The following is a 15,746-nucleotide window of genomic DNA, read 5'->3' as shown; positions in this document are numbered from 1 at the left end:
CGGTAGATGAATGACGGAAGGGCGCGTTTACGTGCCCTTTTGTCTTTTGCGTGATGAGGAGATTGGACATGGACATGAGTGTGAAGTTGAACCTGTCTTATCCTGCAGTGGCGCCGCAGAGCGCACCTGCTCCCGTGAGCAATGACCCGCAGAAGGCCAAGGTCGATCCTGTGCCTGTGGCGGCTCAAACCCAGCAAGACTCGAAACCGTCCGACCTTGAACAGGCGGTCACGGATATTCGCAAATTCGTTCAGGCTGCCCAGCGCAACCTGGACTTTTCGATTGATGACTCCACCCATCAGGTGGTGGTCAAGGTGATTGCGACCGAAAGCGGCGAGGTGATCCGTCAGATCCCTTCGGAAACCGCCTTGAAACTCGCACAAAGCCTTCATGATGCCAGCAGCTTGTTATTTGACGCCAAAGTCTGAGCTGGCATGAATTTTGTTGCTGTAGCTGCTTTAGGCGTCGTTCGTCAATAAAGCGCCAGCCCCGGATCAGGAGAAAACATCATGGGTGACATATCCATCAGCGGCCCGGTAACGGGCATTGATACCCAGTCGATCGTGACCGCCTTGGTGAACGCTGAGCAGGCGCCGAAGCAATCGCAGATCAACAAGCAGACGCAGACGCAGACCGCCCAGCTATCCTCGATCGGAAAGATTCAAGCGGCACTCGATGCGTTCCGCGGCGCCATGGACAACATGGCCAAGGACGCCAGTATTGGCGGCCTGACGGCGACGACTTCGGATAACAACGTTTCCACGGTTACTCTGGGCGCCGGCGCTTCGGCCGGTAGCTACCTGTTGGTCGTGAATCAGTTGGCAACGGCCTCAAAGATCTCCACGCAGAATTATGCCGCTGGGGCCAAGAGTGTCGTCAACAGCGGTACTACCGCAACGACCCTGGAAATTTCCCAGTCGGGTAAAAGCTACGGGGTCAGTGTTGCGCCGGGTGCCACGCTGCAACAGGTGCGTGACTCGATCAACGCGCAGTACAGCAGCGCAGGCCTGAGTGCCAACATCCTGACTGACTCCAACGGTTCACGTCTGGTTGTGACGTCGACCAACACCGGTGCCGGTACAGACATTACCCTGGGCGGCAACAGCGGCCTTCAAGCCAATACCTCGGTCGTCGGCGGCCCGCCGGTCAATGCCAAGTACACCATTGACGGTGCGGCGCAGGAATCCAAGAGTAATACCCTGAGCGACGCGATCTCCGGCGTGAGTATCAAGCTGACGGCGTTGTCGCCGTTGCCGTCGGGCGTTAATGACCCAAGTGCTGCTCGTACGGCCTCAACCATCACCGTCACCCGCAGTAACGACACGCTCAAAAGCTCGGTAAAAGGTTTTGTCGACACCTATAACGCCTTGATGACGGCGATCGGGACCGAGACCAAAGTCACCACAAACGCGGACGGCAGCACGACGCCCTCTGCACTGACCGGCGACGCCACCATGCGCTCGTTGCAGCAGGCGCTGCGCAGTGAGCTGAACGCAATGGGTGGTTCGGGCACGTTGAAGTCCCTGGCTCAATTTGGTGTGAACACCGACTCGACCACCGGCAAGCTGAGCATCGACGACAAAATATTTGGTGCCGCCATTCTCACCAACCCCACCGACATCGGCGGGATCTTCAACGGTGACACGGGCCTGTTGGCGCGCATGAAGTCGGCGACCGACAGCTACGCGTTGAGCAACACCGGCGTGCTGGCTTCGCGCTCGACGACGCTGACCAACAACCTCAAGGATCTGCAAACCCAGCAGGACGACCTGACCGCGCGCATGGCTGCTCTGAAAACCAGCCTGACCGCCAAATACACCACGATGAACAACCTGGTGGCTCAGCTCACCAACCAGCGCTCCAGCGTCATGACCACGCTCAACGCGCTGAACAAGAGCAATTCGGACAGTTGATCCGCCATGAAGCCGCCCGGTGATTCTGCGCCGGGCGCGGCCTTCAGCAGATCGACGGGTTAAAGTTTTTTGTGAGCCCGTCGACATATTAGTCAGAGCCCATCCAATTTTGCTGTTGCCTGTCACGAGGTAGAAACATGAATCCCATGCGAGCCCTTCGCCAATACCAGAAGGTCAATTCCCACGCCCAGGTCTCCGAGGCGAGCCCGCACCGTCTGGTCCAGATGTTGATGGAAGGTGCACTGGATCGCATGGCGCAGGCCAAGGGTGCCATGGCTCGTGGTGATATCGCGCAAAAGGGTCTGCTGCTGGGCAAGGCGATCGACATCCTGATCGGCCTGCGTGACGGCCTCAACCCGGAAAAGACCGATGATCCGGCGGCGTTGCAGCAGTTGGATAACCTGTATGCCTACATGACCACGCGCCTGCTGGAAGCCAACAGCAAAAGCGATGTTGCCATGATTGACGAAGTTGCCGGCCTGATGATTACGCTCAAGGAAGGCTGGGACGGTATTGCACCACTGTAGGCCTGTCGGCCTGAGGATCATGTTATGAGCCACGCCCTGCAACGGATTGACGAGACCCGCGAAGCGTTGGTCGACGCCTTGGCCCAACGTAACTGGGATGCGATCGGCGAACTGGATATGGGCTGTCGTGCAGTGATCGACGAAGCACTGGCCAATGCGCCGGTGGACGAGGATGCCCTGCGGGAAAAGCTGGAAAGCCTGCTGGCGGTTTATCAGCAGTTGCTTGAAGTGACGACCGGCGAGCGCCAGGCGATTTTCGAAGAGATGTCGCAGATCAATCGAGCGGAAAGTGCGTCAAAGGTTTACCATCTGTTCGGCTGAACTGGCTCAGTTAATCCGAATGCGCGTCATAAATTTGACTGCGAGCGATTTTTTGACTTAACTAGTGCTGTTTTCAGATTTCAGACGGTTGTAACGCAGAAAATGCCTACGGCCATCTAGATTGCCCCTACTCGAGGGCATTTGAGTTAACTAGGGAAGTTGCTATTGCATGTGGCGTGAAACCAAAATTCTGCTGATTGATGACGATAGCGTCCGCCGCCGCGATTTAGCGGTGATTTTAAATTTTCTCGGTGAAGAAAATTTACCCTGCGGTAGCCATGATTGGCAGCAGGCGGTCAGCTCATTGTCGTCGAGCCGTGAAATCATTTGTGTGCTGATCGGGACGGTAAACGCTCCTGGCGCAGTTCTGGGCCTGTTAAAGACACTGTCGACCTGGGATGAGTTCCTTCCGGTGTTGCTGATGGGCGATATTTCTTCCATCGACCTGCCGGAAGACCAGCGCCGCCGCGTGCTTTCCACCCTGGAAATGCCGCCCAGCTACAGCAAATTGCTCGACTCCCTGCACCGTGCCCAGGTCTATCGCGAGATGTACGACCAGGCCCGCGAGCGTGGACGTCACCGCGAACCCAACCTGTTCCGCAGCCTTGTCGGCACCAGCCGTGCGATCCAGCACGTGCGCCAGATGATGCAGCAAGTGGCCGACACCGACGCCAGCGTGCTGATCCTCGGCGAGTCTGGCACCGGCAAGGAAGTGGTTGCGCGCAACCTGCACTACCACTCCAAGCGTCGCGACGGGCCTTTTGTGCCGGTCAACTGCGGCGCGATCCCGGCGGAGCTGCTCGAAAGCGAACTGTTCGGCCACGAGAAGGGCGCCTTCACCGGGGCGATCACCAGCCGTGCCGGGCGTTTCGAGCTGGCCAACGGCGGCACGCTGTTCCTTGATGAAATCGGCGACATGCCGCTGCCGATGCAGGTCAAGCTGTTGCGCGTGCTGCAAGAGCGTACCTTCGAGCGCGTGGGCAGCAACAAGACCCAGAGCGTCGACGTGCGCATCATCGCGGCCACCCACAAGAACCTCGAAAGCATGATCGAGGTGGGCAGTTTCCGCGAAGATCTGTACTACCGCCTCAACGTGTTCCCGATCGAAATGGCGCCGCTGCGTGAACGTGTCGAAGACATCCCGCTGCTGATGAACGAACTGATCTCGCGCATGGAACACGAAAAGCGCGGTTCGATCCGTTTCAACTCCGCCGCCATCATGTCCCTGTGCCGTCACGGCTGGCCGGGCAACGTCCGCGAGCTGGCCAACCTGGTGGAGCGCATGGCGATCATGCACCCCTACGGTGTGATCGGCGTGGTCGAGTTGCCGAAGAAATTCCGTTACGTCGACGACGAAGACGAGCAACTGGTCGACAGCCTGCGCAGCGACATGGAAGAGCGCGTGGCCATCAACGGCCATACGCCGGACTTCGGTTCCACCGCCATGCTGCCGCCCGAAGGCCTGGACCTGAAGGACTACCTCGGCAACCTGGAACAAGGCCTGATTCAACAGGCCCTGGACGACGCCAACGGCATTGTCGCCCGTGCCGCCGAGCGCCTGCGCATCCGTCGAACCACCTTGGTGGAGAAGATGCGCAAGTACGGCATGAGCCGCAAAGAAGGTGATGAACAGGCGGATGATTGACGCCTGTTTTCCAAGCCGCTGATTCGTCAGCGGTTTTTTTTCGGCACAAGTATTGCTACAGCCCTCGCAACGTTCCGTTTAACTGACGGTCAGCCAAGCGAGAGAGCATGATGCCCCACGCCGCCCAACACTCTTCCAGCCCTGCTATCGCGGGGCTCGTTCCGTCCGTAGAGCAGCAAAGCCGGCAAGGCCTGGAACAGGCCTTTTCGCTGTTCAACCAGATGTCGAGCCAATTGACTGACTCCTACAGCCTGTTGGAAGCCCGGGTTTCCGAGCTCAAGGGTGAACTGGCGGTGGTCAGCGCCCAGCGCATGGAAGAGCTGGCCGAGAAAGAGCGCCTGGCCAACCGTCTGCAGAACCTGTTGTCGTTGTTGCCCGGTGGCGTGATTGTCATCGACGACCAAGGCCGTGTACGCGAAGCCAACCCGGCCGCCTGCGACATGCTTGGCCTGCCGCTGGAAGGCGAGCTGTGGCGCCACGTGATCGCACGCTGCTTTGCCCCGCGCGAAGACGACGGCCATGAAATCTCCCTCAAGGACGGGCGCCGCCTGTCTATAGCCACCCGTTCCCTGGACGCCGAGCCTGGCCAACTGGTGTTGCTCAACGACCTGACTGAAACCCGTCACCTCCAGGACCAGCTGGCGCGCCATGAGCGCTTGTCGTCGCTGGGCCGGATGGTCGCTTCTTTGGCGCATCAGATCCGCACGCCGCTGTCGGCCGCGTTGATCTACGCCAGTCATTTGACTGATGAGCAACTGCCGCCCGCCACCCACCAGCGCTTTGCCGGCCGCCTCAAGGAGCGCCTGCATGAGTTGGAGCATCAGGTGCGCGACATGCTGGTGTTTGCCCGAGGCGAATTGCCGCTGACCGACCGTGTCACTCCAGTCGAATTGATGCAGTCGTTGCAGGCCGCCGCCGCCACCCACATCCAGGAGGTCAGCGTGCGTTGGCAGTGCGACAGCCACCTCGGCGAACTGCTGTGCAATCGCGACACGTTGGTCGGCGCGCTGCTCAACCTGATCGAAAACGCCACCCAGGCCAGCGGCCCGGGCGCGCGCCTCAAGGTGCACCTGTATACCCGCGAGCAAACGCTGCGCCTGTGCATCAGTGACAGCGGCAGCGGCATTGACCCGGTGGTCCTGCAGCGCTTGGGCGAACCGTTTTTCACCACCAAGACCAACGGCACCGGCCTCGGCCTGACCGTGGTCAAGGCGGTGGCGCGTGCCCATCAGGGAGAATTGCAGCTGCATTCCCGATTGGGGCGTGGCACCTGTGCATTGATGACCTTGCCGCTGTTTTCAGGCGCGGCAAGCGCGGAGTAAAGGAATATGGCTATCAAGGTTTTGTTGGTGGAAGATGATCGCGCCCTGCGTGAAGCATTGGCTGACACGCTGCTGTTGGCGGGCCATGACTACCGGGCGGTCGGTTCTGCCGAAGAAGCCTTGGAGGCTGTCGAGCAAGAGTCCTTCAGCTTGGTGGTCAGCGACGTGAACATGCCGGGCATGGACGGTCACCAGTTGCTCGGCCTGTTGCGGGCGCGCCAGCCACAGCTGCCGGTGTTGCTGATGACCGCCCACGGTGCGGTGGAGCGGGCAGTGGACGCCATGCGCCAAGGCGCCGCCGATTACCTGGTCAAGCCGTTCGAGCCCAAAGCCTTGATCGAGCTGGTAGCCCGCCACGCGCTCGGCGTGGTGCCGGCCGTCGAGGGCGAAGGCCCGATTGCTTTCGAACCGGCCAGTGCGCAACTGCTGGAGCTGGCGGCCCGCGTGGCCCGCAGTGATTCCACCGTGCTGATTTCCGGTGAGTCCGGCACCGGCAAGGAAGTGCTGGCGCGTTATATCCACCAGCAGTCCAGCCGCGCCAAACAACCGTTCATCGCGATCAACTGCGCGGCCATCCCCGACAACATGCTCGAAGCCACGCTATTCGGTCACGAGAAGGGCTCGTTCACCGGCGCCATCGCGGCCCAGGCCGGCAAGTTCGAACAGGCCGACGGCGGCACCATCCTGCTCGACGAAATTTCTGAAATGCCCCTGGGTCTGCAAGCCAAGCTGCTGCGCGTGTTGCAAGAGCGTGAAGTGGAGCGTGTGGGCGCGCGCAAGCCGATCCAGTTGGACATCCGCGTGGTCGCCACCACCAACCGCGATCTGGCGGGGGAAGTGGCGGCGGGGCGCTTCCGCGAAGATTTGTTCTACCGCCTCTCGGTATTTCCCCTGGCCTGGCGCCCGTTGCGCGAGCGTCCGGCCGATATCATTCCGTTGGCCGAGCGCCTGCTGAACAACCACGTCAAAAAAATGAAGCACGCCCAGGCGCGGCTGTCGGCCGAAGCCCAGGCATGCCTGATCGGCTACCCGTGGCCGGGCAACGTGCGCGAACTGGACAATGCGATCCAGCGCGCACTGATTCTGCAGCAGGGCGGGTTGATCCAGCCCCAGGACTTCTGCCTGGCCATGGGCAGTGGCGCTGCACCGTTGCCGAGCCTGGCGCCTGCGCCGGTCGTCGCCGAAGCCGAGTCTGCCGGTGCCTTGGGGGATGACCTGCGGCGCCGTGAATTCCAGATGATCATCGACACCCTGCGTTCCGAGCGCGGCCGCCGTAAAGAAGCGGCCGAACGCCTGGGCATCAGCCCGCGCACCTTGCGCTACAAGCTGGCGCAGATGCGCGATGCGGGGATGGACGTGGAAGCCTACCTTTTCGCCACCTGACAAAAAGTTAGGCCGACAGGGTTTGTCGCCTTTTCTTACGAGTCGCCACGGATCTGGCACCCTTGTTGCTACCACCCCAGTAACCGCTGCGTAGTGTCAAAAAATTGCGGGTCGTCGGAGAGAGAAGGTCATGAGCCAGGGTATTGAGTTCAATCGGTTGATGTTGGATATGCGCTCCATGCAAATGGATGCCATGGCTCAACCGAAATCCGTCGCGCCAGCGCCGGAATTGGGCCAAAGCAGTTTTGCCGACATGCTCGGTCAGGCAATCAACAAAGTCAGTGACACCCAGCAAGCTTCCAGTCAGTTGGCCACCGCCTTCGAGATCGGCAAGAGCGGCGTGGACCTCACCGATGTGATGGTCGCTTCGCAAAAGGCCAGCGTCTCTTTCCAGGCGTTGACGCAAGTGCGTAACAAGCTGGTTCAGGCTTATCAAGACATCATGCAGATGCCGGTTTAAGGACGAGATTTAAGTCATGGCAGAAGCAGTCGTGGACAACGCACCCGCCAAGGCAGACGGCAAGCCGCCGCTGTTTGGCCTGTCGTTCCTGGAAAACCTCTCCGAAATGACCATGTTGCGTCAGGTGGGCCTGATGGTCGGCCTGGCAGCCAGCGTGGCGATTGGTTTTGCCGTGGTGTTGTGGTCGCAACAACCCGATTACCGGCCGCTGTACGGCAGCCTGGCGGGCATGGATTCCAAGCAGATCATGGAAACCCTCGCCGCCGCCGACATCGCCTACACCGTAGAACCCAATTCTGGCGCGTTGCTGGTCAAGGCCGACGACGTGGCCCGTGCGCGCATGAAGCTGGCCGCTGCGGGCGTGACACCGTCCGATGCCAACATCGGCTTTGAAATCCTCGACAAGGACCAGGGCCTGGGGACCAGCCAGTTCATGGAAGCCACACGCTACCGTCGTGGCCTGGAAGGCGAACTGGCGCGCACCATCTCCAGCCTCAACAACGTCAAGGGCGCCCGCGTGCACCTGGCGATTCCGAAAAGCTCGGTGTTCGTGCGTGACGAACGCAAGCCAAGCGCCTCGGTGTTGGTCGAGCTGTTTGCCGGCCGCTCCCTGGAGCCTGGCCAGGTCCTGGCGATCATCAACCTGGTCGCCACCAGCGTACCGGAGTTGAGCAAGTCGCAAATTACCGTGGTGGACCAGAAGGGCAACCTGCTGTCCGACCAGGCCGAGAACTCTGCACTGACCCAGGCCGGCAAGCAGTTCGACTACAGCCGCCGCATGGAAAGCATGCTCACCCAGCGTGTGCACAACATCCTGCAACCGGTGCTGGGCAATGACCGCTACAAAGCCGAAGTGTCCGCCGACGTGGACTTCAGCGCGGTCGAGTCGACCTCTGAACAGTTCAACCCCGACCAGCCAGCCCTGCGCAGCGAGCAGTCGACCAACGAACAACGCACCGCCAGCAATGGCCCGCAAGGTGTGCCGGGCGCCCTGAGCAACCAGCCGCCGTCGCCGGCTTCGGCGCCGCAGACTACCGGTGGCGCCACCGCTTCGGCCGGTGCGGTACAGCCTGGCCAGCCACTGCTGGACGCCAACGGTCAGCAGATCATGGACCCGGCCACCGGCCAGCCAATGCTCGCGCCGTACCCGTCGGACAAGCGTAACCAGTCGACCAAGAACTTCGAACTCGACCGTTCCATCAGCCACACCAAGCAGCAACAGGGCCGTATCAATCGCCTATCGGTGTCGGTGGTGGTCGATGACCAGGTCAAGGTCAACCCGGCTGACGGCGCTGTTACCCGTGCGCCGTGGAGTGCCGATGAATTGGCGCGCTTCACCCGCCTGGTGCAGGACGCCGTCGGTTTCGACGCCAGCCGTGGTGACAGCGTCAGCGTAATCAACATGCCGTTCTCCGCCGAGCGTGGCGAAGTGATCGCCGACCCGGCGTTTTACACCCAGCCGTGGTTCTGGGACATCGTCAAGCAAGTGCTGGGTGTGTTGTTCATCCTGGTGCTGGTGTTCGGTGTGCTGCGCCCGGTGCTCAACAACATCACCGGCAATGGCAAGAAACAGCTTGCCCTGGCAGGTGGCGACGTTGAGTTGGGTGGCATGGGCGGCCTGGATGGCGAACTGGCCAACGATCGCGTCAGCCTCGGCGGCCCGCAAAGCATCCTGTTGCCAAGCCCGAGCGAAGGCTATGACGCTCAGCTGAACGCAATCAAGAGTCTGGTGGCAGAAGACCCGGGCCGTGTGGCCCAGGTCGTGAAAGAGTGGATCAACGCAGATGAGTGATAATCGAGCCGCTGTTGCCAAGCTCACCAAGGTCGACAAAGCCGCTGTATTGCTGCTGTCCCTGGGTGAAACCGACGCCGCCCAAGTGCTGCGCCACATGGGCCCCAAAGAGGTTCAACGGGTGGGCGTGGCCATGGCGCAGATGCGCAATGTGCACCGCGAGCAAGTCGAGCAGGTGATGAGCGAGTTCGTCGAGATCGTCGGCGACCAGACCAGCCTGGGCGTCGGCTCCGACAGCTACATCCGCAAGATGCTCACCTCGGCCCTGGGTGAAGACAAGGCCAACGGCCTGATCGACCGCATTCTGCTGGGTGGCAACACCAGCGGCCTGGACAGCCTCAAGTGGATGGAACCGCGCGCCGTGGCCGACGTGATCCGCTACGAGCACCCGCAGATCCAGGCCATCGTGGTGGCATACCTCGACCCGGACCAGGCCGGCGAAGTGCTCGGCCATTTCGACCACAAGGTGCGCCTGGACATCATCCTGCGCGTCTCGTCGTTGAACACCGTGCAACCGGCGGCGCTGAAAGAACTGAACACGATTCTGGAGAAGCAGTTCTCCGGCAACTCGAACGCGTCGCGCACCACCTTGGGCGGTATCAAGCGTGCGGCCGACATCATGAACTTCCTCGACAGCTCGGTCGAAGGCCAGTTGATGGACTCGATCCGCGAGATCGACGACACCTTGTCCACCCAGATCGAAGACCTCATGTTCGTGTTCAACAACCTCTCCGACGTCGACGACCGTGGTATCCAGGCGCTGCTGCGCGAGGTGTCCTCGGACGTGCTGGTGCTGGCCCTCAAGGGTTCGGACGAAAACGTCAAAGAGAAGATCTTCAAGAACATGTCCAAGCGTGCCTCGGAACTGTTGCGTGACGACCTGGAAGCCAAAGGCCCGGTGCGCGTCAGCGACGTGGAAACCGCGCAGAAAGAAATCCTCACCATTGCCCGCCGTATGGCCGAAGCCGGAGAAATCGTTCTCGGCGGGAAGGGCGGCGAAGAAATGATCTAAGGCGCCCCTGATGTCGAACAAAGATGAGGCGCCCAGCGATCTGATTCGCGCGCGGGATGTCGGCGGGTTCGACATCTGGTCGTTGCCCAGCTTCGATCCCCATGTGCCGGAACCCGAGCCGGAACCCGAGCCCGAGCTGCCGGCGGAGTCCGAGGAAGTGCCGCTGGACGAAGTCCAGCCACTGACCCTCGAAGAGGTGGAGGCCATCCGTCAGGAGGCCTACAACGAAGGCTTCGCTGCCGGTGAAAAGGACGGCTTTCGCAGCACCACCCTCAAGGTCCGCCAGGAAGCCGAGGCCGCGCTGAGCGTCAAGCTGGCCAGCCTGGAGCGCTTGATGGGCACGCTGTTCGACCCGATTGCCGAGCAGGATTCGCAGATCGAAAAAGCCATGGTCGGCTTGGTGGAGCATATTGCCCGCCAAGTCATCCAGCGCGAACTGGTGCTGGATTCCAGCCATATCGAAAGCGTGATGCGCGAAGCCCTCAAGCTGCTGCCCCTGGGGGTCGGCAATGTGCGCTTGTACATCAACCCCCAGGATTTCGAACAGGTCAAAGCCCTGCGCGAGCGCCATGAAGAAACCTGGCGCATCGTCGAAGACGCCTCGCTGCAGCCCGGTGGTTGCCGCGTCGAGACCGAGCACAGCCGCATCGATGCCACGGTGGAAACCCGCATCAGCCAGATCATGGCCAAGCTGTTCGATCAACTTCACGAACAGGCCCTGCACCCGGCCGAGCCTGACCTGAGCGTTGAGCTGGACGCCCCCGATGCGCCTTGATCGCACCAGTTTCGCCAAGCGCCTGGGCGGTTATGCCGAGGCCACCGAGCTGCCCGGCCAGCCGATCCTCGAAGGGCGCCTGTTGCGCATGGTCGGCCTGACCCTCGAAGCCGAGGGCCTGCGCGCCGCCATGGGCAGCCGCTGCATGGTGATCAACGACGACAGCTATCACCCGGTGCAAGTCGAAGCCGAGGTGATGGGTTTTTCCGGCAGCAAGATTTTCCTGATGCCCGTGGGCAGCCTGGCGGGCATTGCTCCCGGTGCGCGCGTGGTGCCCTTGGCTGACACCGGCCGCCTGCCCATGGGCATGAGCATGCTCGGCCGCGTGCTTGATGGCGCTGGCCGTGCGCTGGACGGCAAGGGCGGTATGAAGGCCGAAGACTGGGTGCCGATGGACGGCCCCACCATTAACCCGCTCAACCGCAACCCCATCAGCGTGCCGCTGGACGTGGGCATCCGCAGCATCAACGGATTGTTGACGGTCGGCCGTGGCCAGCGTTTGGGTCTGTTCGCCGGTACCGGCGTGGGTAAGTCGGTGTTGCTGGGCATGATGACCCGCTTTACCGAGGCCGACATCATTGTGGTGGGGCTGATCGGCGAGCGGGGTCGTGAGGTGAAGGAGTTCATCGAGCACAGCCTGGGTGAAGAAGGCCTCAAGCGCTCGGTGGTCGTGGCCTCACCAGCGGACGATGCGCCGCTGATGCGTCTGCGCGCGGCCATGTACTGCACGCGCATCGCCGAATATTTTCGCGACAAGGGCAAGAACGTCCTGTTGCTGATGGACTCGCTCACCCGTTTCGCCCAGGCCCAGCGGGAAATCGCCTTGGCCATCGGCGAGCCGCCTGCTACCAAGGGCTATCCACCGTCGGTCTTCGCCAAGCTGCCCAAGCTGGTGGAACGTGCCGGTAATGCCGAGGCCGGGGGCGGCTCGATCACCGCGTTCTATACCGTATTGTCTGAAGGCGACGACCAGCAGGACCCGATTGCCGACTCGGCGCGGGGCGTGTTGGACGGCCATATCGTGCTGTCGCGGCGCCTGGCTGAAGAAGGGCACTACCCGGCCATCGATATCGAAGCCTCCATCAGCCGGGTGATGCCGGCCGTGGTTACGCCGGAACACATGACCCGTGCCCAGCACTTCAAGCAATTGTGGTCGCGTTACCAGCAGAGCCGCGACTTGATCAGCGTCGGCGCCTACGTGGCCGGGGGGGATCGCGAGACCGACTTGGCGATTGCCCTGCAACCGCAGTTGGTGACCTACTTGCGCCAAGGCCTCAACGACAAGATCAGCATGGGCGAGAGCGAAGCGCACCTGGGTACCATCTTCGCCCCGGCGCCCGGCGGCTAAGCCATGGCCAGCACCCGTTCGTCGCGTCTGGCCCCGGTGGTGGACATGGCCGAAAAGGCCGAGAAAACCGCTGTGCAACGCCTGGGGTATTTCCAGGGGCAGGTCCGCCTGGCCGAAAGCAAGTTGGGCGACCTGGAGCGTTTTCGCAGCGAATACCAGCAGCAATGGATCGAGCGCGGCAGTAAGGGGGTGTCCGGCCAGTGGTTGATGGGCTACCAGGGCTTTCTCAACCAGCTGGAAACCGCCGTCGGCCAGCAGCGCCAAAGCCTGGCCTGGCACCAGAACAACCTCGATAAAGCCCGTGAAAGCTGGCAAGCCGCGTTCGCCCGCGTCGAGGGCCTGCGCAAATTGGTGCAGCGCTACATCGACGAAGCCCGCGCCATCGAAGACAAGCGCGAGCAGAAGCTGCTCGACGAACTCTCCCAGCGCCTCCCGCGCCAATCCCAATTCTGAACTCCACCCCCGCATAACTGTAGGCGCCGGCTTGCCGGCGATAACGGTTTACCAGGCGCTGATGAGCCCGCCGATAGGCCGCCATCGCCGGTAAGCCGGCGCCTACAGTTGAGGTGGGGTGTTGCTCAGATGCGGTTCGCCTGCTAAACCTTGTGTCATTGCCAATGACAAGGAGCAGTCGCATGTCAGTCGAATCAGAAGTATCCCTGGACGGGAAGAAGTTGACGATCGCGATCAAGGGGCGGTTCGATTTCGGCAGCCACCAGACGTTTCGGGATGCCTACGAGCGCTTCTACAAAGTGCCGGAGCTGTACGTCGTCGACTTGAAAGAAACCACCTACATGGACAGCTCCGCGCTGGGCATGCTCCTGCTGCTGCGTGATCACGCGGGTGGGGATGAGTCGGAAGTGCGGGTGGTCAACAGCAATTCCGATGTGCGCAAGATCCTCGCCATTTCCAACTTCGACAAGCTGTTCGACATCAGTTGAGCGCCCTGGCCCCCGTCCCGGAACCGCTCACGATCCTGATCGCCGAAGACAGCGCCACCGATCTGCTGTTGCTGTCGACGATTGTGCGGCGCCAGGGCCACCAGGTGCTCACGGCCACCAATGGCGCTGAAGCCGTCGAGGTCTTCACCCGTGAGCGCCCGCAACTGGTGTTGATGGATGCGCTGATGCCGGTGATGGACGGCTTCGAGGCGGCGCGCCGGATCAAGCAGTTGGCAGGCGAAGAGTTGGTGCCGCTGATTTTCCTGACCTCCCTGCGCGAAAGCGAAGCCCTGGCCCGTTGCCTGGATGCGGGGGGTGATGACTTCCTGCCCAAACCCTATAACCAGCTGATTCTCGCCGCGAAGATCAACGCCATGGACCGCCTGCGGCGGTTGCAAGCCACGGTCCTGCAGCAGCGCGACCTGATCGCCAAGCACCATGACTATCTCCTGCACGAGCAGCGGGTGGCCAAGGCGGTGTTCGACAAGGTGGCGCACTCGGGCTGCATCAATGCCGCGCCCAACATCCGCTACCTGCAATCGCCCTATGCGCTGTTCAACGGTGATCTGTTGCTGGCGGCCTACACGCCGTCCGGTGACATGCACGTATTGCTCGGCGACTTCACCGGCCACGGCTTGCCAGCAGCCGTCGGCGCCATGCCCTTGGCTGAAGTGTTCTACGGCATGACGGCCAAGGGTTACGGCCTGGCGCAGACCTTGCGGGAGATGAACGCCAAGCTCAAGCGCATCCTGCCGGTGGACATGTTCTGCTGCGCCACGCTGTTATGCCTGAGCACCCAGCGGCGGGTGGTGGAGGTATGGAACGGCGGCATGCCCGAAGGCTATGTGCATGAAGTCGCCACCGGCAAGCGTACGCCGCTTGAATCGCGGCATTTGCCGTTGGGGGTGTTGTCGGCGCAAGCGTTTGATGACAGCACCGAGGTGTGGCCCATGGCGTTGGGCGACCGGGTGTTTTTGCTGTCTGACGGCGTGCTGGATACCGCTGACGCCAATGACCAACTGTTTGGCGTCGAGCGCCTGCAACAGGTATTTGCCGCCAACCGCGAGCCCGACCGGTTGTTCGAGGACATCGAGCAGGCGTTGGCCGCGTTTCGCGGTGAAGTGCGCGATGACGTCAGTCTGGTCGAGATCACCTTGCAGCCCGGCCAGTCGTTGCGCACAGCGCAACCGCTGTATGCCGACAGCGGCCAGTCGTGCCCGCTGGACTGGTCGGTCAGTTTCGAATTCCGTGGGCAGACCCTCAAAAGCTACAACCCGTTGCCGTATTTGCTGCAACTGTTACTGGAGATTCATGGCTTGCGTGAGCAGAGCGGGGCGCTCTACAGCGTCATGGCCGAGCTGTACTCCAACGCGCTGGAGCATGGCGTGCTGGGCCTGGATTCGCGGCTCAAGCGTGATGCCGAGGGGTTCGCCCACTACTATCGCCAGCGCAACGAACGGCTGGCGCAACTGAGCAGCGGTTATGTGCGCGTGCATGTGCAGGTGGTGCCGACCGACACCGGTGGCAAGATGTTGTTGCGCCTCGAAGACAGCGGCCCCGGGTTCGACGTGGAACAGATGCTGGCCCGGCCGTTGGACGTTGACCGTCTGTCTGGCCGGGGGTTGAGCCTGGTGCGTCAATTGAGCAGCAATGTACGCTGGTCTGACGGTGGGCGCAGTGTGTGCGTGGAGTTTTGCTGGGGGGCTCTGGCATAATCCGCCGATTCTTGATCAAGGAGCGAGCAAGTGGCTGAGATTCATCTGGACCCGGACGTGCTCTCGGGTTTGCAGGAAGTCATGGAAGGCGAGTACCCCAAGTTGCTCGATACCTTTCTCGATGATTCGCAAAAACGTGTCGAAGCGCTGCGCAAGGCGCGCGACGATGCCAAGGCGTTGGGGCGGATTGCCCATAGCTTCAAAGGCAGCAGCGGCAACCTTGGGGCGGTGCGGTTGGCGCAGTTGTGCCAGCGGCTGGAGGTTGAGTCGGCGGGGGCTGCGGCGGACCTTGGGGATTTGGTGGATCAGATTGATCATGAGTTTGCTTTGGTTCGGCCGCTTTATGAGTCGGAGCGGGGGCGGTTTGGGGTTTGACTCTGTGTGTATATCCATTTCTTCGGTAACGGCTGAAATTGGTTCCGCTCTTACAGCGGGTCACTTTCGAAAAGCGCGAAAGTAACCAAAGCGCTCTTGCCCCAACACTCGGCACCTCGCCTAGGCTCGGTGTGCCCTCACTCCGGCTTTGGAGCGTGGGCCGCCGCGATGGGCCATCCTTGGCCCAGCGCGGCTAACCCGGCGTCCTGCCGGGTTA

16 protein-coding genes are annotated in these 15,746 nt (G+C 61.6%); all 16 read left to right on the top strand.

Going from position 1 to position 15,746, the window contains the following annotated elements; translation table 11 throughout:
* Nucleotides 1-68: 68 nt before the first annotated feature.
* The 16 genes from ACVWVP_RS15270 to ACVWVP_RS15195 all read left to right on the top strand — a co-directional run bounded on the left by ACVWVP_RS15270 (nucleotide 69) and on the right by ACVWVP_RS15195 (nucleotide 15,529).
* Nucleotides 69-428: a flagellar protein FlaG gene (locus ACVWVP_RS15270; RefSeq protein WP_178919798.1), complete on the top strand. Its 360-nt coding sequence runs from the start codon at nucleotides 69-71 to the stop codon at nucleotides 426-428.
* Between the two features lie 81 nt (nucleotides 429-509).
* Nucleotides 510-1,913: a flagellar filament capping protein FliD gene (gene fliD / locus ACVWVP_RS15265; RefSeq protein ID WP_457406947.1), complete on the top strand. Its 1,404-nt coding sequence runs from the start codon at nucleotides 510-512 to the stop codon at nucleotides 1,911-1,913.
* Between the two features lie 137 nt (nucleotides 1,914-2,050).
* Nucleotides 2,051-2,440 carry a flagellar export chaperone FliS gene (gene fliS, locus ACVWVP_RS15260; RefSeq protein ID WP_176996195.1) on the top strand — a complete coding sequence of 130 codons (390 nt, stop codon included), beginning with the start codon at nucleotides 2,051-2,053 and terminating at the stop codon, nucleotides 2,438-2,440.
* 24 nt (nucleotides 2,441-2,464) lie between these two features.
* The gene (locus ACVWVP_RS15255; RefSeq protein WP_176996194.1) at nucleotides 2,465-2,761 is read left to right on the top strand and encodes a flagellar protein FliT; all 297 of its coding nucleotides are present in this window, start codon (nucleotides 2,465-2,467) and stop codon (nucleotides 2,759-2,761) included.
* A 169-nt stretch (nucleotides 2,762-2,930) separates the two neighbouring features.
* Nucleotides 2,931-4,406 carry a sigma-54 dependent transcriptional regulator gene (locus ACVWVP_RS15250; protein ID WP_135310053.1) on the top strand — a complete coding sequence of 492 codons (1,476 nt, stop codon included), beginning with the start codon at nucleotides 2,931-2,933 and terminating at the stop codon, nucleotides 4,404-4,406.
* A 110-nt stretch (nucleotides 4,407-4,516) separates the two neighbouring features.
* On the top strand, nucleotides 4,517-5,728 hold the full coding sequence (locus tag ACVWVP_RS15245; protein ID WP_457407271.1) for a sensor histidine kinase: 1,212 nt from the start codon (nucleotides 4,517-4,519) through the stop codon (nucleotides 5,726-5,728).
* Nucleotides 5,729-5,734: 6 nt separating this feature from the next.
* The gene (locus ACVWVP_RS15240) at nucleotides 5,735-7,111 is read left to right on the top strand and encodes a sigma-54-dependent transcriptional regulator (RefSeq protein WP_178919796.1); all 1,377 of its coding nucleotides are present in this window, start codon (nucleotides 5,735-5,737) and stop codon (nucleotides 7,109-7,111) included.
* Between the two features lie 130 nt (nucleotides 7,112-7,241).
* Entirely contained in the window at nucleotides 7,242-7,571 is a 330-nt protein-coding gene (gene fliE, locus ACVWVP_RS15235; protein ID WP_017134937.1) for a flagellar hook-basal body complex protein FliE, read from the top strand.
* A gap of 16 nt (nucleotides 7,572-7,587) precedes the next feature.
* A complete protein-coding gene (fliF, locus tag ACVWVP_RS15230) occupies nucleotides 7,588-9,363 on the top strand; it encodes a flagellar basal-body MS-ring/collar protein FliF (RefSeq protein ID WP_178919795.1) in 1,776 nt (591 codons plus the stop codon).
* Nucleotides 9,356-10,375, top strand: coding sequence for a flagellar motor switch protein FliG (gene fliG, locus ACVWVP_RS15225; RefSeq protein ID WP_016972027.1), 1,020 nt, complete (start codon nucleotides 9,356-9,358; stop codon nucleotides 10,373-10,375). The genes fliF and fliG overlap by 8 nt, the downstream gene beginning before the upstream one ends.
* A gap of 10 nt (nucleotides 10,376-10,385) precedes the next feature.
* Nucleotides 10,386-11,150 (top strand): flagellar assembly protein FliH, encoded by a 765-nt coding sequence (gene fliH / locus ACVWVP_RS15220; protein ID WP_176996191.1) that lies wholly within the window; start codon nucleotides 10,386-10,388, stop codon nucleotides 11,148-11,150.
* Complete coding sequence (gene fliI / locus ACVWVP_RS15215) at nucleotides 11,140-12,498, top strand: flagellar protein export ATPase FliI (RefSeq protein WP_178919793.1); 1,359 nt, start codon at nucleotides 11,140-11,142, stop codon at nucleotides 12,496-12,498. The genes fliH and fliI overlap by 11 nt, the downstream gene beginning before the upstream one ends.
* A gap of 3 nt (nucleotides 12,499-12,501) precedes the next feature.
* Entirely contained in the window at nucleotides 12,502-12,951 is a 450-nt protein-coding gene (fliJ, locus tag ACVWVP_RS15210) for a flagellar export protein FliJ (RefSeq protein WP_065909807.1), read from the top strand.
* 182 nt (nucleotides 12,952-13,133) lie between these two features.
* A complete protein-coding gene (locus tag ACVWVP_RS15205; protein ID WP_178919792.1) occupies nucleotides 13,134-13,439 on the top strand; it encodes an STAS domain-containing protein in 306 nt (101 codons plus the stop codon).
* Complete coding sequence (locus ACVWVP_RS15200) at nucleotides 13,436-15,154, top strand: ATP-binding SpoIIE family protein phosphatase (protein WP_457406939.1); 1,719 nt, start codon at nucleotides 13,436-13,438, stop codon at nucleotides 15,152-15,154. Before ACVWVP_RS15205 ends, ACVWVP_RS15200 begins: the two co-directional genes overlap by 4 nt.
* Nucleotides 15,155-15,184: 30 nt before the next feature.
* On the top strand, nucleotides 15,185-15,529 hold the full coding sequence (locus ACVWVP_RS15195) for an Hpt domain-containing protein (protein ID WP_259174303.1): 345 nt from the start codon (nucleotides 15,185-15,187) through the stop codon (nucleotides 15,527-15,529).
* The last annotated feature ends 217 nt before the right edge of the window (nucleotides 15,530-15,746 follow it).

This window comes from Pseudomonas sp. TE24901 (genome assembly GCF_054058375.1).
The sequence above is the reverse complement of the archived record's forward strand: the minus strand, read 5'-3'. Positions and strand labels throughout refer to the sequence as shown.